General features: G+C 36.6%; 15 protein-coding genes and 2 pseudogenes. 7 read left to right on the top strand and 10 right to left on the bottom strand.

The features are described 5' to 3' along the window. Window positions 1–85: 85 nt before the first annotated feature. Together DMO16_RS22445 and DMO16_RS22440 are read right to left on the bottom strand one after the other, a co-directional pair. Complete coding sequence (locus DMO16_RS22445; RefSeq protein ID WP_061972218.1) at window positions 86–931, bottom strand: DUF72 domain-containing protein; 846 nt, start codon at window positions 929–931, stop codon at window positions 86–88. Window positions 932–1268: 337 nt separating this feature from the next. Then, window positions 1269–1733, bottom strand: a complete 465-nt coding sequence (locus tag DMO16_RS22440) for a DinB family protein (RefSeq protein ID WP_129480110.1) — start codon at window positions 1731–1733, stop codon at window positions 1269–1271. 282 nt (window positions 1734–2015) lie between these two features. Between DMO16_RS22440 and DMO16_RS24710 the strand changes: the two genes are divergently transcribed. Then, window positions 2016–2162: a hypothetical protein gene (locus DMO16_RS24710; RefSeq protein ID WP_206738159.1), complete on the top strand. Its 147-nt coding sequence runs from the start codon at window positions 2016–2018 to the stop codon at window positions 2160–2162. A gap of 63 nt (window positions 2163–2225) precedes the next feature. Next, window positions 2226–2738, top strand: coding sequence for an acyl-CoA thioesterase (locus DMO16_RS22435; RefSeq protein ID WP_061972214.1), 513 nt, complete (start codon window positions 2226–2228; stop codon window positions 2736–2738). Between the two features lie 77 nt (window positions 2739–2815). On the opposite strand, the gene DMO16_RS24705 is transcribed toward DMO16_RS22435, so the two are convergent. Further along, entirely contained in the window at window positions 2816–3085 is a 270-nt protein-coding gene (locus tag DMO16_RS24705) for a hypothetical protein (RefSeq protein WP_206738158.1), read from the bottom strand. 145 nt (window positions 3086–3230) lie between these two features. Beyond that, window positions 3231–4484, bottom strand: coding sequence for a dicarboxylate/amino acid:cation symporter (locus tag DMO16_RS22430; protein ID WP_061972210.1), 1254 nt, complete (start codon window positions 4482–4484; stop codon window positions 3231–3233). Window positions 4485–4840: 356 nt separating this feature from the next. Here DMO16_RS22430 and DMO16_RS22425 point away from each other — a divergent pair, with 356 nt between their 5' ends. Beyond that, complete coding sequence (locus DMO16_RS22425; protein ID WP_129480109.1) at window positions 4841–6553, top strand: glycosyltransferase family 4 protein; 1713 nt, start codon at window positions 4841–4843, stop codon at window positions 6551–6553. Window positions 6554–6961: 408 nt separating this feature from the next. On the opposite strand, the gene DMO16_RS22420 is transcribed toward DMO16_RS22425, so the two are convergent. Beyond that, entirely contained in the window at window positions 6962–8239 is a 1278-nt protein-coding gene (locus DMO16_RS22420; protein WP_129480108.1) for a nucleotide sugar dehydrogenase, read from the bottom strand. A gap of 553 nt (window positions 8240–8792) precedes the next feature. Here DMO16_RS22420 and DMO16_RS25505 point away from each other — a divergent pair. From DMO16_RS25505 to DMO16_RS22400, 4 genes and pseudogenes are all read left to right on the top strand, one after another. After that, window positions 8793–9014 (top strand): annotated as a pseudogene (locus DMO16_RS25505) (DapH/DapD/GlmU-related protein); the annotation flags it as partial. A 51-nt stretch (window positions 9015–9065) separates the two neighbouring features. Then, a pseudogene (locus tag DMO16_RS25500) lies at window positions 9066–9251 on the top strand (DapH/DapD/GlmU-related protein); the annotation flags it as partial. Between the two features lie 75 nt (window positions 9252–9326). Continuing rightward, entirely contained in the window at window positions 9327–10307 is a 981-nt protein-coding gene (locus tag DMO16_RS22405) for a Gfo/Idh/MocA family protein (protein WP_129480106.1), read from the top strand. Window positions 10308–10321: 14 nt separating this feature from the next. After that, complete coding sequence (locus tag DMO16_RS22400; protein ID WP_129480105.1) at window positions 10322–11422, top strand: DegT/DnrJ/EryC1/StrS family aminotransferase; 1101 nt, start codon at window positions 10322–10324, stop codon at window positions 11420–11422. Between the two features lie 506 nt (window positions 11423–11928). On the opposite strand, the gene DMO16_RS22395 is transcribed toward DMO16_RS22400, so the two are convergent. From DMO16_RS22395 to DMO16_RS22375, 5 genes are all read right to left on the bottom strand, one after another. After that, the gene (locus tag DMO16_RS22395; protein ID WP_129480104.1) at window positions 11929–12912 is read right to left on the bottom strand and encodes a glycosyltransferase; all 984 of its coding nucleotides are present in this window, start codon (window positions 12910–12912) and stop codon (window positions 11929–11931) included. 174 nt (window positions 12913–13086) lie between these two features. Then, complete coding sequence (locus DMO16_RS22390) at window positions 13087–14199, bottom strand: glycosyltransferase (protein WP_129480103.1); 1113 nt, start codon at window positions 14197–14199, stop codon at window positions 13087–13089. Window positions 14200–14268: 69 nt separating this feature from the next. Then, entirely contained in the window at window positions 14269–15156 is an 888-nt protein-coding gene (locus DMO16_RS22385; RefSeq protein ID WP_129480102.1) for a GT-D fold domain-containing glycosyltransferase, read from the bottom strand. Window positions 15157–15274: 118 nt separating this feature from the next. Then, on the bottom strand, window positions 15275–16369 hold the full coding sequence (locus tag DMO16_RS22380) for a tetratricopeptide repeat-containing glycosyltransferase family 2 protein (protein WP_129480473.1): 1095 nt from the start codon (window positions 16367–16369) through the stop codon (window positions 15275–15277). A gap of 650 nt (window positions 16370–17019) precedes the next feature. Beyond that, window positions 17020–17538: an exosporium glycoprotein BclB-related protein gene (locus tag DMO16_RS22375; RefSeq protein ID WP_425590081.1), complete on the bottom strand. Its 519-nt coding sequence runs from the start codon at window positions 17536–17538 to the stop codon at window positions 17020–17022. Between the last annotated feature and the right edge of the window lie 185 nt (window positions 17539–17723).

The raw sequence follows: 17723 nt of genomic DNA, 5'->3' as shown, positions 1-17723 counted from the left end.
ATGCCCCCTGAACCTTAAGAACCTGCCAATGACTCGGCAGGTCAAGCTGTATAGTATTTCGATTATAACGCAAGGCTTCTGTGCTTTAAAACAAATCCAGCTGCCTTGGCGAAAGCCCTTCATAATCCAGATGAAGCATATCAATAAACTGTCTCGCATTATCGGCTGCATCCCCGCCGGAATTATTGTTAAACAGCACTACAATCTCCCTGGACTGCTTCTCTAACGCTTCTACATGTTGTTTCCATTCCAATAGCTCAATTTCATTGTACCGGTACAGATACCGAACTTCTCTCCAGTTAGCTTGTCCATGATTGTTCCATCCATGTACATTTCTCCCATGCAGCCGGATAATCGTTACATCCGAAGACGTGGGTTCCAGAACGGTTGGCACAGAACCTTGCCCTGCCTGCGGCTCATCGCAGATGGTGTGGATCCATTGTTCGTCCCTCATAAAATCAATCGTCTTATCCTTCATTTCATCCGTAAACCAGGATTGGTGCCGGAATTCCAGTGCTACCGGGATTCCTTCCATCATCTCGCGCGTAAACCTGAGCATCTGAACGCTTTCCTTGTTGCATTCAAACCATGGAGGATACTGAAACAGAACCGCCTTCATCTTTCCGGCTTCCATCACCGGCCTGATCGACTCCTTAAAAAGGTCGAACATTTCCTTGGTCGTTTCAAATGGAATCTTCCCCCGGGCGTGTCCGGTCATTCCCTGATAGGCCTTAATAACAAATGAAAAGCGGTCGGGTGTATCCTTAATCCATTTTTGATAATTCTTCAGCGGCTGTATGGCATAAAACGATGCATCCACTTCCACAACGGGAAAATAACCGCTGTACAACTTTAACTTATTGGTAGATTTTGTCCCTTCCGTGTATAAAGACTGGTGATCCCCCCAGCCGGTCACTCCAACTAATATCATTGGGATTCTCCTCTTTGGCCATAAGTTTACTTTTCTATTCCCCAAAATTTCATTATGTAAAAAAGCGAACCCCCTTTGGCGTCCGCTTGTATTCATATCTTCTCATTTAAAAAGAAAAAGAGGGAACAAAACGTACCCGCTTCTTCAATAATTATCTCAAAATTTGAAATCGATATCAAGTATTTGCTTCCCGTCTGCGAAGCAAGGAGGAGCCTGTAATACTCATGGATGCCGCGATGTTTCTTGCCGTTCTTTCCATGTTGTTGCCGGCCTTTTGACCGTTCATCTATTCAAACAAAAAACCAAACCTGAATTCTGGTTTGGTTTACTTACTTGCTTATCGCACATAAAACTCTGGAGGCTCAATTCCGAGCAGACGAAGGTATGTAAAGCCCTGTCCACGATGATGAATTTCATTTTCCAATGCATATTGAAGGCGTGCAAAATGGCTCATTTCCGGTCCAAAGAAGGGATCTTGCATCACCACATTCAATCTTTCCTCATTCATTTCCTCAAACAGCTTTCTCGTTTGATCACGAACTTCCTGGCTGATTTGAAGAAATTCTTCCTTTTTATTTGCCCCTTCAAATACATCCTTGTACTCCCACTTATCCAATGCCACACCGTGCATATAACCGCTTTCGATATTCACAATCTCTTTTATCATTTCGGAAAAGGGGCGAAGCTTTTCATCGGGTGTATACTCAAAAAATTTGTCTTCCGGAAACGCCTCAATAGCTCTTAGAGTCAATCTTCTGTTGCCTTCCATCATTTCAAAATAGTCCTTCTTTGACATAATCATTTTTTTCACTCCTTCAGTGTTTATCGTATTAGATAATTCAACCGAAAGTTTAAAAATCCTGTATCATCTTCGTACTACACGGTATATGATCGTTAAATATCTTCTCTACTTTTATCTGTATAAGAATGAGATTGCCATCAGGATCTTCAATTGTAAGACTTGCTGGGATGTAAAAAATACATTAAGAAAGGAAAACTGTGCAACATCCCTTTGCAGTAAGTAACAATTTGGCAATTGGAATTACAATTTGATTGAAATACAAAACTAACGTTAATACTGTGGTTGAGAAAGGAGTTGGCTCTTTTGGCGGAGGAAAGAAGTGAAAAACCTAATGAAATTACTGACCATATGGATGATGATCAACTATTAATGGTTGTTAAAAAAACCTATGAACATATAAAAGTAATTAAATACCAAGATGATAAATAGTTCCCTATGCATATTTCAGGAAACTGCTAACTTCCTATAAAAAAAAAGAAAGGTCGTTATTTTATGATAGATCAAAAAAAATGCAGGGATTCATTTGTAGTAAAAACGAGCATTGTGTTACCACCGGATACAAACAATCATGGAACGTTGTTTGGTGGAAAACTAATGGCTTATATAGATGATGTAGCTTCAATTGCCGCAATGCGCCATTCCCGTAGAAATACGGTTACAGCTTCGACTGATTCTGTAGACTTCTTACACCCTATTCATGTCAGTCATGCCGTCTGTCTAGAGGCTTTTGTTACATATGCAGGCAGAACTTCTATGGAAGTATTTGTAAAAGTAATAGCAGAGGATTTATTATCAGGAGAACGGAATGTATGCGCACTTTCTTTTTTAACAATGGTCGCAGTTGATCAAGATGGTAAGCCTACCCTCGTTCCAAAAGTAATTCCAGAAACGGATGAGGAAAAAGGATTATTCAATTCTGCAGCTGAGAGAGCAGCGAACCGAAAAAAAAGAAGAAAAGAAAGTGGGAAGCTGGCAAAGGACTTCGGTACCGGTTTGCCATGGTGAAAAGCCCGATCCTTAATTAGAATGCATATTTGCAGCTTTACTGATCTCGTTAAGACTTATGTACATGATTCATGTTGTCATGTAGCAATCCTTTGCGTTCTAACGAGAAGACTGGCTTTTCCTTTGATCTTTTCTACATTTATCTCAAAGTTAATAACCACTGTCAAGATAATGGAATTTTTTGATTTGCAGGTTGATGTATATAGCATAAACGGTTTAATGAATAAAAAGACATGAGCTTCACTTTCACCTTTGGCTACATCCAGACCTACGACTGGAACATAGCTAAACTCAGCCACATTGTAAACATTCTTGGTAAGAAGTGTTGAACCGATTGAAGCCTGCAAAAATCTTATTACCGGGGCAACTAGATTTTAGAAGCACCATTGTCACAATAAATAAAAAAGTGAGAATCATCGACTGAAAACTCGGAGCAGAAAAGGTGAGGTCCGAAGACCATCACCTCAACTTTGAGAATAAGTAACTTTTCTCTTATGCCTGTCGAATGCTGGATTGTTCAGTTTGAGTATTAACCCATTCCTGCTGACGGAACTCTTTTTCCCACTTTGAAACCACAATACAAGCGAGAACATGTCCGGGTGTATTACAGGCAGTACGTGCCATATCCAGCACACGGTCAATGCCTGCGATAATGGCGACGCCTTCTGCAGGAAGCCCTACTGCTGAGGCGGTTGCTAAAAGTACAACCAGCGAGCCGGATGGAACAGCCGCAATTCCTTTTGAGGTTGCAACAAGAACCCCCATTAAAATTAACTGTTGGCCAAAATCCATCGGGATTCCAAATGCTTGTGCTAAGAAAATAGAGCAAACTGAAAGGTACAATGTCGAACCATCACAATTCAATGATAGTCCAGAAGGAATAACAAAAGATACAACACGTTTCGAACAACCATATGCCTCCATTCTACTCATTAACTGCGGAAGAATAGTTTCCGTACTTGTTGTAGAAAATGCGATAAGGAACAAATCCCATATCATTCGAAATAATTTAAAGTAAGATATCTTTAAGAACCAAGCGATCAAAGGAAACAGACCGAAAATAACAATAGCAAGCCCAAGATACACGACCCCAATTAATTTTGCCATAGGGACTAAAAGGGCGATACCAAACTGACCTACAGAGGCTGCCATGAGAGCGAGTACACCAATCGGTGCAGTTACCATGACCATTTGTGTCAGTTTAAACATAATTTTGGCGACTGACTCCATGAACTTTATTGCCGGCTCTGACGCTTTGCCAATGGCTCCAGCAGCCACACCAAATAATATAGCGAAGAATATAACAGCTAATAAATCACTTTTTGCCATCGCATCAACAATGTTGCTTGGGATGATGTTAACTAGCATCGTTTTAAAATCAACAACTTTGGAAACGCCCTCATTTAATGGTGCGATATCATTCTTTGCAAGATGAGACATATTAAGCCCGGCACCTGGCTTTAAAGTGTTAGCAAGTAAAAGACCAATACCTAGAATCAACGTGGTAATGAATTCAAACCAAATAATTGTTTTAAGTCCTAATGAACCCATTTTTTTCATGCTTCCGCCGCCTGATGACCCAATGACAATTGTAGTGAAAACAATAGGCACAACAATCATTTTAATAAGATGAATAAAAGCGTCGCCAACAGGTCTTAAAGCTTGGCCAAGTTCAGGAAAAAAATGTCCGATAAGCGCTCCTATAACCAATGCAATTAACACTTGAAAAGCAAAAAACTTTTTCATAGGCTGTCCTCCCTGAACGAAAAATTAATAGCATCGTCCCATTTTATATTATTTCTTAGATTATTTCTTTCTCTTTTGAACCTTCAATGAGAAAGTAAAAATCGCATCTAAAATTATTTCTACATTTTTCATGGATAACCTCCAATATAAACAATCTTGTGAATAATGTAATATCATATGAAAAGTTCCTAAATCGGAAGATAGTACCAATATTTTACATTTTCCCACAAGTCGATGTGGACTCTTGGGGTGAGATATTTTATCAAGCCTGTTGCTCCATTTTATTACTAAATGTCAAGAATAAGTTTCACTTTTTAGCATAATTGATTATTAACCTAATCTTTAGGAGGTTTTATGTGATACAAGAACTTCGCATTAAGGAATTTAACAACCGATTGGAACGATTATCATTTGCGAGAAAACAGACTTTAAGGGCCAAGGGAACACCTTCTGAAAAAATACATGTAGTATATGTAATGACACATGTGGGTATTTGCGGGGGGGTAAAAGTAATTTTCGAACATGCTAACCGTCTTCAAAAACTCGGAGCCAAGGTGACCATTGTTTCTCATTATCCTATGCCAACTTGGTTTCCAATTGAAGTTCCTTACAATCAAGTTCCGTTTGATTTAGAACTTGCAAAAGGAATACCAGTTTGTGACGTCATTGTCGCAACATATTGGGACCATATTCAGTCTTGCATTGATACGGGTATTGCGCCAGTGGTTTACTTCGAACAAGGGGATTTTCATCTTTTTGATTATTCTTCAATGAATCAAACGTTAAAAAAATTTATTCATCAACAATTAGATATTCCGCAATATATCTACACCGTATCTAAACCGGCATCACTCTTAATAAATGAGATATATGGCAGAGAGGCAACTGTATATCCTAATGCAGTGGATGAGAAAGTGTTTTCAATAGATGGAGAAAAAGAGACAGGGAATCATCCGTATATCCTTATGGTTGGAGGGGAAGCAGCGACTTTCAAAGGTTTAAATGTTATCATCCAAGCTTACGAAAAAGTGAAAGATGAACATCAAATAGACTTATACTGGATTACTCCGGACACTCCTTCTGATGAAGGAAAAGCAAAAGTAACCAAATACTTCGTGAATCCTCCACAAAAGTTAATAGGAGGATTATACCGAGGTGCGACAATGTATGTATGTGGTTCAATTTATGAGAGTTTCTGTCTACCTCCACTAGAAGCTATGGCTTGTGGCTGTCCTGTTGTAACTACGGGTAACAAGGGTTCGTTGGAATATGCCGTGCACAACGAAAATGCCCTTATTTGTAATCTCAATGACCCAGAAGATATGGCCAAACAAATAAGAGAAATCTTTTCAAACCCATCATTAAAGGAACATCTGATAAAAAATGGTCTAGTTACAGCAAGTAATTATAAATGGGAAATCATTATGTTAGACATTCTTGATTACTATAAAAAAATAGCAAGCTATGAAGTTCAGCAGATTCACGACATCGATGAATGGGATCTTTTCATTTCAGACGAACAATTTCTTAATAAAGATGACTATAATAAACTATTGAAATTCATGAAGAATACACCCGCAGATTTAATCCAAGTTCCTATAGTGTACGATATAGAAGGTGACCTTAAATTAGCAAAATGGGAAATAATAGCAAACCGCAAACAGTCAGAAAATGACTATGTAGAAAAATGTTATTGTCCAATTACACCGGTCAATAAACTTAGACTTTATGATATACCGGCTTACAGGTCATTTTTTAAAAAGGAGTATGAAAAAGCGTTAGAGGAATTTCTGAATCTTTATGAACAAGAGGATAAATTGAATACAAAGGCAGTTTATAGCAAGTGGATTATCATAACATTACTGCGTCTACAAAGGAAAAGTGAGGCAAGAAAAAAAATAAAAGCTTTTCTTCAAGAATATCCCCATTATACTGATTTGCACTATATGAATTATCTATTGGATGAAAAAGATAAAGTAAATAACTATTCAATCAATACCATTCACATTTTGGGAGAGGCAACCTCATACTCCGAATATCTATTTAACGTCACAAAGTTGATAACATAAGATTCTAATTGAAAAAAACCTTTTTCACAGGATTTTCAGAGTGTCTACAAGCCCGATTTCCAAATATTCCCACTTGGGGGTTGGGTTTTTTCTTCTATTGTTAAATTATGACCTGGATTTTGCTGGACATGGTTACTTCCATTACAAAAAAAGCTTGTAGAATTGGCCCATATTGATGAACTTTGTCTACAAGCTGAAAAAGATATTTTTTGATCATCAAACCATCACTGCAAGTCATGTCTTAGAATTACCTTCGTCAATGCTGATATGAAACTCACCTATTCCCATTAGCTGATGAGAAAATATTTTAATGTAAAACATACTGATGGCATTGGTTCATGTTAGTCAGTCCCTTTCATATTTCGGTACAATGGTAGATTAAAACAACATGATTGTATAACTTACGACTTATCTCACGCCAATTCCTTTATACATCATACCAAGACTTTTAATGTAATTTTCATCTAAAACATTTCTGCCATCAAGAACTAATTTACAATTCACAAAATTCGAAAATTTAAATTCTTTGTATTCATCGTGAAATGCCTGAAGAATGATGATGTCGATGTCATTTAAAACATCTTTGGAAAACGGGATGACCCCATAAGATGAAATCTCATCTGAGTTAAATAATGGATCATCAACGTATACAGTGGCGCCCTTTTGCTTTAATTCATCCATTAACAACAGTGTGGATGACTTAGTTGGTTCTTTTACATTTCCCCGGAAGGATAATCCTAAGATTAGTATATTACTATGTTTTAAGGAACCAATATTTTCTTCCACTAACTTCACTGCATATTTCGCCATACTGTCATTGATTTTCCTCGCTTCGGTTACCAGACCCTCTACTAGACCATTATTTATAAAGAAATATGGATAAACCGGAATGCAATGACCGCCTACTCCCACTCCTGGAGAATGAAGATGCGATAAAGGTTCGCTATTTGCAGCTTTAATGACTTCTTTAATGTTTACGTCTAACTGATCTGCAAACATTGCTAATTCATTTGCTAAAGCAATGTTGACGTCACGATAGACACACTCTGCAACCTTAGTAAATTCTGCAACTTCTAAGCTGCTTACTTGCAAAACTTCACAATTTAATCCTTTTTTATAAAAAGATGAAGCTAATTCTAGACTAGCCTTGTTAAAACCGCTAACTACCTTTGGATAGTTTGTTAAATCTTGAATAATTCGATTAGAATATACTCTTTCAGGACTATAGGATAAATAAAACTCATCTCCCATGGTTAATCCTGATAATTGCTCTATTTTTTTGCCAAACCGTTTTCTTGTATCGCCCGTAGGCAAAGTTGTTTCAAAGATAACAAGGGTGCCCTTTTTGATGCCTTTTCCTATTTCTTCAACAGCAGAGTCGATATATTGATAGTTAATTTGACCTTTATCTTTAGTTAAAACGGGCACAATCACAATAACGACGTCGGACTTACTTACAGCTTCAGTTGTATTGGTAGTTGCTTCTAGGGTTTTTGATTGATAGGCTTTTCCAAGCAATTTATCTAATCCTGGTTCATTATTTATAGGAGAGAGACCCTTATTCACCGTTTCTACAACAAATTTATTAATATCAGCTCCATACACATGAAAATTCCCGCTATTTGCTAAAATTGCCGCCAATGGCAATCCAATTTTACCTAATCCTACAATCGTGACATTTTTCATACTGTCAGATCCTTTCTGCATATCTTCTTGGTTGATATTATTTTTATATTTCGTTTGAATGGTTATTGAACTTCCCCCATTATTTTATGTACAAATGTTTCCATTGTGAGTAAAAGGATTCTAAGGAGTTCAATAGAGCTAACATGTTCTTTACTTGCGGGTCAAAATTCAAATATCCGTCCTAAAATACTTTGAAGCTCCGGCCTGCAGAACACTATTACTCGCAGAACCGGTGCAGGATATATTGGAACTAGGGTTTGAAGATGGTATTAATTTTGTGGCTTGTGATCAGTCCAATTTTTTAAAAAGCCATGTATTATCTGGAAAACGAAGAGGAACGACCGGATCGACCGGACCAATAAATTCAAATTAATATATGAATAAATTCAAGGTAATCCGCTCGCGTTTAATGGCGGATTTTTTTTTATAAATGTGCATTTTTCTTAAGGCATATCTTTTTTATCTTCATACCATAGAATATGCTATTGAATTTAAGAATTATATTATCAGTTAAAAGTAGCATGCTTTTTTAGATCGTATATGGGAGGGCTATATGGATATCAAGAACAACTTGCAGGATGTGAAACTTGGGGAGAATGTGAAAATTTATGATTTCGTAAATGCATATGGCTGCCAAATCGGAGACGGTACCAAAGTGGGTGCATTTGTTGAAATACAAAAAGGTGTAGTAATAGGAAAAAATTGCAAAATATCTAGTCACTCCTTTCTCTGTGAAGGTGTAAAGATTGAAGACGGGGTATTTATTGGACATGGTGTTATATTTACAAACGACGTGTTTCCAAGAGCGACAAATTCCGATGGCACGATGCAAACTGAAACTGAATGGGCCCTAGTAAAAACAACGGTTAAAGAAAGAGCTTCCATCGGTTCAGGTAGCACAATATTACCTGGGGTTACCATTGGAAATGGTGCAATAGTAGGGGCTGGAAGTGTTGTTACAAAGGATGTACCTAACAATGCTATTGTCGTTGGTAACCCGGCCAGGTTTATTCGTTATATTAATGAATAAATATAGCTACCTTTAGATTGCGAAAGAAAAGATTCAAATATCGGGGGGTAAAATTTAATGTTAAGAGCGGGAGTCATAGGTTGTGGGTATTGGGGACCTAATATAATCCGTAATATAGATGCATTGCCAAATGTGGAACTAGCGTATATAGCAGATTTAGATTCAAATCAACTGGAAAGTATTAAAAAAAAATTCCCATATGTAAACACAACGACAAACTATCGCGATATTATTAAAGATCCATCCATTGATTTAGTCTATATTGTTACTCCTGTAAGCACACATTACAGTTTTGCAAAAGAAGCCTTGGTTAGCGGGAAACATGTATTTGTTGAAAAGCCCTTAACGGACGGTTCAAAAACATCTTTAGAGCTATGTCAACTTGCTGAATCTAAAAACCTTGTATTAATGGTTGGACATACATTTGTTTATTCCAGTGCTGTACGGAAGATGAAGGAAATTATCGATACTGGAGAAATAGGGGACGTGTTGTATATTACTTCGAATCGTTTGAATTTAGGACTATACCAAAAAGATATCAACGTGTTATGGGATTTAGCACCCCACGATATCTCAATTGTCAGTTATCTACTGAATGGAGAAATTATCAATGTAGAAGCTTATGGTCAACGAACAGTCAATCCTAATTTGGTAGATACAGCGTTCCTAAATCTAACATTCTCAAATGGAGAAAAGGTATACATTATGAACAGCTGGTTATATCCCGAAAAAATTCGAAAAATGGTCGTAGTCGGTACAAAAGGAAACATCGTCTATGACGACATGGAGCCTGAAAATAAAGTAAAAGTGTTTAATAAGCACGTAGAATTAACATGTGATGAACATGGTAAATATTCCTATAATTACGTACAAGGAGGGGAATACGCTCCAGAACTAGTTCTAAGAGAAGCATTATTTGTTGAACTGTCGCACTTTGCTGATTGTGTGTTAAATAATCAAGAGCCTCTCACTAGTGGAAGAAAGGGTCTGAACGTTGTAAAAGTGCTGGAAAAAAGTGATACGTTATTAAATTTGTAAGGGGCATATAGAAAGTGACTATTCCATTTTTAGATTTAAAATCTCAATATCTTAGTATTAAGGATGAAGTGATTAATGCTGTAGAAAATATTTGTAACAATACTGCATTTATTGGGGGAAAAGCTGTAGATATATTTGAAGAAAGTTTTGCAAAGTATTGTAATGCCTCTCATTGTATTGGTGTAGGTAATGGTACAGATGCTTTGTGGCTTGCGTTAAAAGCGATAAATATCGGTCCTGGTGATGAAGTTATTGTTCCAGTAAATACTTTTATTGCATCTGTAGAAGCGATTTCAGCCGTGGGAGCTATACCAGTGTTTGTTGATAATGATGTTGATACATATACAATCGACATCGCAAACATTGAAAAATGCATTACACCAAAGTCGAAAGCAATTATTGCAGTGCATTTATATGGACAATCTGCTGATATGGATCCGATTTTAGACATCGCAGCCAAACATGGACTTAAAGTGGTCGAAGATGCAGCTCAAGCACACGGTGCCGAATACAAAGGCCGTCGGATCGGTTCAATTGGGGACGTCGCTTGCTTTAGCTTTTATCCTGGAAAAAATCTTGGCGCTTATGGTGACGGTGGGGCTGTCGTAACAAACAATCAAGAAATTGCAGATATTGTTCGTCTATTGAGTCAACACGGCAGTAAACACAAATACCAACATAAAATAGCAGGATATAACAGCCGTTTGGACGGTATTCAAGCCGCGGTTTTAAATATTAAGATGAAATATATTGAACAGTGGACTGAGGCACGTAGAAAAAATGCTTCTTTATATTGTCAGCTTTTAGAAGGTTCTAATATAATTGTTCCATTCGAAAGGAAAAATTCACGACATGTATATCATCTTTTTGTTGTTCGTTTAAACAATCGCGATGAAGTACAAAAGAGGTTGTTAGAACACGGTATTCAAACAGCTATTCATTATCCAATCCCTATTCATTTAACAGAGGCCTACGTGAAATTAGGAATTCCAAAAGGAACATATCCAGTGAGTGAAACATATGCAAACGAAATTTTATCCCTTCCAATGTACCCAGAGCTTTCAAAAAAACAAATACACGAAATTGTATACGTATTGAGAGAAATAGTTCAATAATACTTTACCGCTCAAGAAAAAAGCAATTTTTCTTAGACATTCCTCCTTATTCTTATTTTTGACAAGACTCGTCCTTTTTCAAATTATCAAAACCTATCCTCTATTTCACGAATCAAAAACCAATGAATCCTTGTAAAGCAATAGTTGAAATCCCGGCCAGTACGCATATTTTCAAACTAGTTCATAGAATACGTTCAATATTCCCAATTATTCTGGAAAACGAATACGTGTATGTTGGAAAACCTGTTAATCGGATGTCTCGATAGAAAAGGACCTCTCATCAGAATTATAAAGTTGGAAGCGGAAGGCCGTAATTTGTTGCCCATTGTAGTTAAACCAACCATGGAATACATTCAAATGAGAATTATACAACGAGAAGGATCCGACTAAAAGTACAATATTGAATACGAAGAAGACGAGCGTATTTAGCTCGTCTTCTTCGTTTCGCATATGAAATTATTGGTATGCCTACTTAATCGCCATTTCGAAACCTTATTAAGCTGAAATCACCCTGAATTAGAGGGGTTGTGTAAACACTCCTGAATATATTTGATTAATTGCAAAGCTCTTGCATCATTTGTATGATGTGTATGAATAAATTGGTACCCATTATCGGTTATTTTTTGTCGTTCTTCTTCGTTTTCCAGATAATACATGGCTTTTTCGTAAAAATCCGACTGATCACAAGCCACAAAATTAATACCATCTTCAAACCCTAGTTCCAATATATCATGCACCGGTTCTGCGAGTAACAGTGTTCTGCAGGCCGGAGCTTCAAAGTATTTTAGGACTGGATATTTAAACACTCCACCACAAGTGAAGAACATTTTAGATCGATTTAGTTCTTTGGAATATTTTTCATTCAGCATGGCATCTGAAGGGGCATCATGTCCAGGATGTGTATGGAATACAAACCCCTCCAAATCTCTCATTTTCACCAAAACTTCTTCCCGGAAAGGATATCTTCCTTTAGGAGTTTTTGTTTTGTTAAGACTTTTGCCCATTCTGTCATACACCTGGCCCATAAGTAAGAAATTAATTTCCTTATTTAACTCCCAATCTTTAAAGATGCATGGGTTAATTGAGAAGGGCCACCACCTAACCTTTTCTTTATAATCGGGAAAAGTTTTCTCAAATGGGGACTTCGTCAGGGAAAAAATCCTATCTATATTGTTTTTTTCAAAGTACTGCTTTCTTATTTCCGGAAAATAATGAATATCAATGACTATACATCCTTTTGGAATGTTAACTTGCCCCAGCCCAGTAATGTTTGGAGAATACGCATACCCCCAAGCAACATCATAATGAAGGATAAAATCCGGATTAAAATTTAATTTGTTAATAATATCTTTAATGTTTCCATCCCTGTACCAATATCTCACTTCCGCATGTTTCTGAATTGCTATTATTGTTTCGAATTTCGGTTTATGTTTAGGAAAATTAATCCAAAAAGGTTTAATTAATATTAATATTTTCACCTTCTCTTGCATTGATACACCTCCTTAAAACTAAGGTTTCCTTCACAACAATATATGAACTCCAGTTAGACATGGTTACCAAGATTGCTACGCTCACTTTTATTTGGCGTTTCGAGCCATCTCATACCCAGAATATCTTATACGTTCAAACAGTCGGAAACGAAATAACTTCCTAGTTCAAGGGATTTATTTATATTTATTAACTCGTTTATCAATTACAGTATGCCCTTTTAACATACCTATAGCTTTAATATTTTGAACTGGAGATTGATACTGAGGATATATCTCTAATGCCTTTAAAAAATGTTTATAGGCTTGATTGTATTGTTTCAAAAATAGCAATCCTTCACCTAGGTAATTTTCATCTAAATGATTTCGATTCTCTATCTTACTAAAGTGATTAACAGCTCGTTGATAATCTCTTTCGACAAGACCCTTCATACCTTCATAGAAGACTCGTTCTCTTTGATTTTTAATTAATGGGATTGCCTCATGAAAAAGATTATAAGCTTCATTCATCATCCATCTTCTGGAGAGAGCAACACCCGCAATCAATTTAGCAGCTAATAAGTTTTGATCGTCTGTTTCATGATTCCAATCTGCTTCGGTCAAATTTTTCAAATCCTCATTACAAATATTCAATTTTACATGCCTTGATAGTACTTCATAATCATTTTGATTGGTTACATTTGTCTGATGTCTTCTATATATATACAATGGCTCTGGAATAATATAAGATACCCATTTTCCTCTTGCTACCTTCAAGATAAAATCAGTGTCAGAACCCACTTTAATTGTTTCATCATATAGGATATCTCTTACTGTTTCTTTTTTAAATAAAATAGTTGGATTGTTGAATGGAGTACCGACATTTAGGAAAAAGGAATAAATATCATCCGGTAAAATATTGCTCGACTGCCAGTAACCAAAAGGTGATCCATTTTCCGTTATTAGTAACATATCAGAATGAGCAAAGCCAATGTCTTCATGACAAAGTATCTCTAACATTCGTTCAAAGCGATGTGGGAGAGAAATGTCATCTGCACCATGAAATGTAACAAAATCTCCTTCTGCATTTAATAATCCTGTATTAAACGCGGCAGCTACTCCCTTATTTTCTTGCTTAAAATACCGTATTCGCTCATCCTTAAATGACATTATGAGTTCTTCACTATTATCAGTAGATCCGTCATTTACAATAATTAACTCTAGATTTTCTTCCGTTTGACGTAATATACTATAAATCGTTTCCTTTAGAAATTTCCCACCATTGTATACTGGTAAAATAACACTAATCATAAAAAACACCTCTCATCAAGAGTGCAAAAATCGTTGAAAAAAGCATTAAGTGTAGTGGTTATAAACCATTTATTTCTTCCTGATTACCCTGCGTCCTGAGAGATACCAATCTAGTAAATGTCCAAAATCAAGTGCCACCTTGTTCTGTTTTGCAATTTGCACACAAATTAAATTAGCCGCCACTCCAGCAGAGACAAAGGCAATATCAAATTCATATTTTTGCACTTCTTGCATAACTTTTTCAACGGAGTTTATTCCAGCAACTAAAACCGTCCCTACAATGGATTTATACCCCTGCTTATTGTAAAAATCCTTTCCATCTTTAGAACGGTTACCAATGAGCAACACCCTAGAATTACTTAATGCATTGTGAATAAATGTGGTTTCTTCATTAAGGCGATAATTGATTAGAGAATTTGTTAAATTCATTTTTTGTAAAGGGAGACGGTATTCCATTGCGACTTGATTAAATAGCCTCTGATAAGTCGGATATCTTGCTTCCGGAATACCAACTATATTTGCCTCTAATAGGTTTTTTGCTAACAAGTCTCTTCTTTCGTGATTCGGAACTGTAAATCCCCCCATACCCTTTAAATGGATGTTTTTGTTAATTTCTTCTGAAGTGACTAAAATGTCATGCGCTAACGCAAGGATTTCCCCATCGCCCAGCCGTATCACACTAAACCCTTGTTTATTTTTCAATGACTGTAAAAGTTGTTTTTCCACTTCGCTAGCTGTTTGTAATTTGATAAGGTCTTTTGATAAACTTTTGATCCCTTCATCTATAATTTCTTCAAGATTGTAAGGTAAATATTGATTTTTCGATAATTTACTTTTAACAATTGCTTCTCCACCTTTATACATCGCTTCTGATGCAAAGGAATTTATATCCCACTGGCCAGGATATCCAAGTCTGAGTAAGTACTCCCACTTTTCGTTAGATAATGAATACGTCAATGAAAAAATCCCCTTTAGAAAAACTTAAATTAATTTGCTAATAATCAAAACAAACTACTTAACAAATTTCCAAAATTAAAAATACTTTCTAAGCGACTATGAAGTCTGGGGTTATAGTCTAAGTTTTATTCTTACTAAGATAGTCTTCGAAAAAACGTTTATTAAATAGCACTTGTGGATCATTCGGACGAAATTCCTCTACTATTTCATTATGTTCAATAGATTTTTCCACATTTCCCAATTCCCAATGACAAACGCAAAGGCTCAAATGAGGATACCAAGTAGAATATGATTCATTATGAAAGCCTTGTGGTGTTTGCGGCTTATTTAGAACCGCTGTATTGTACCAGAAAACGGCAGTTTGAAAATCCTTTTTGGCTTTGAAATGATCTCCTAATCGGCAACAGCTTTCAGATCGTGGGACATCATAAGTAAAAGATTTCAGGAGAATTTCCACCTCTTTGTCTTTATCACCTAAAATGGCGTAGGATTCTGCCATATAAAGACAGGCTCTAATATTATCTTCTATCCAACCTTTCTTGGTTGCTAAGAACTCCCTATAATAAATAATTGCCTTTTTATATTGATTGTTATCTTTTAATTCATTGGCATAATAATATAAGTCACGTGGACTAAAATCCTCGCCTGCTTTAATCCGTTTTTCATAAATCCTAAGGTTTCTTCCTACAGATTGATCACTACCTGCTTTATCGCTTTTTCGATGCACCACTGCTATGTCTGATGAAAATATGTTACCACTCACTTCAAGGTATTCATGCACGGGGCCAATCCATTTAAAGTTATTGATTCGCTTAACAAGGCGATTTCTTCTAAAATAGAACGATGGGTTCCCATATTCATCAAATTCTAAAATGTAATTCATAGAAACAGCATCAACACTTGGATCCAAACTTAATTTTAAAGCTTCTAATTTCTTTTGATCTTCTTCTCGTAGCACATCATCAGCATCTAACCATAGGATATAGTCCATATTAGCCTTACTAAAAGCAAAGTTTCTTGCTGCAGAAAAATCGTCAATCCATTTAAAATCATAAATTTTATCCGTGAATTTTTCAGCAATCTCCTTCGTTTTATCAGTTGACCCCGTATCTACAATTATTATTTCATCACATAAGTGGAAAACGCTATTTAAACATTGCTCTAAAACTTCCTCTTCATTTTTCACAATCATGCAAAGACTTATTGAAACCATCATTACACCTCTAAGATAAAATTTTGTAATCATAATATATGAGAAATTCTCATAAATGCCTTTTTTAAAAAGAAATAAACCGACAGACTTTAACGTAAAGTTTTCTGAAAAAATAAAATTACAAAACACGTTAAAATCAATAACAGGCTAACTTAGATGCTTAAAATGAATTGTCGCTCAGTCACCCGTTACGATAACTAATCACAAACTTTTCAGATACGTATTACACGTTCAACACTGTAGGTCTTTTGAATTTAATCTTCCGAGCTGCAAATTAACGTGCAGGAGCTAAAAAAGGTTCTACGCCATGCTATTCAGAAATTAAGATTTTCGGTACAGAGTTAATAAAACCCGACATTTTACCGTAAACTTACGGGCGTTTTAAATAATACTCAGAATACGATTATATGCATTCAATAGCGTTTCCTTTTACACTTTGAAGTTATCAAATAAAGGACTATTCGGTCATTTATAAAGACAGTAAAAATCGATATGGAATATGAAACCTGTTCATAAAAATCAAAATGAATGAAGGACTTTTTATCTGAACCTTTAACTAATAAATCAAATCGGCGAAATACACAAAAAGGAAGAATTACTTAAAAGTAATCCTTCCCAGTTGCTATAGAAAGAATGTTGCTAATCTGTGTCTAGCTAATTACAATACCTGCACTTGCAAAACCTGTAAGGGAATCGAGAGTAATACTATCTGAGCCTACTAAAGAAAACACCATTATTAGTTTATCTCCTGTACTTACTGGAATTGAAATTGGACTAGCAGTACCAAATGCATTATCTCCAAGGACTACAGTTGGGTCATAGTCTGGTACTAAATCTACAAAAGCGCCTGCTATTGGAGTAAAGGTGCTGCTATTTGGATCAGGTACACCCGCAGTAGTACTCGTCCATAATTGTGCTCTAACAGTTACATCTTCACTAAATATTACTCCCACTGTAGCACTAAAGAATGCAGATATTGATGTCACTATTCCGTCACGAGGAACTACAAATGCGAAGTCAAGAACGCCCAGGACACCTAGAGTAATAGAAGCTCCAGCAATAGAAACGCTATCAATAGAACTCCCGAATCCAATAAGACCTCCAGTTTGAATTGCTCCACCTAGAACATTAGTCAATTCTACTGGGGAGCCCGAAGCAAATGGAATTATTGCACCAGGTCCTGGTAATCCCGGTGGTCCGGTTGGTCCGGTTGGTCCGGTTGGTCCGGTCGGTCCCGTTGGTCCGGTTGGTCCTGTTGGTCCCGTTGGTCCTGTCGGTCCGGTTGGCCCGGTTGGTCCCGTCGGTCCGGTTGGTCCGGTCGGTCCCGTTGGTCCCGTTGGTCCGGTTGGTCCGG

The organism is Fictibacillus sp. S7 (assembly GCF_004127935.1).
Classification (GTDB): Bacteria; Bacillota; Bacilli; order Bacillales; family Fictibacillaceae; genus Fictibacillus_C; species Fictibacillus_C enclensis.
The sequence above is the reverse complement of the archived record's forward strand: the minus strand, read 5'-3'. Positions and strand labels throughout refer to the sequence as shown.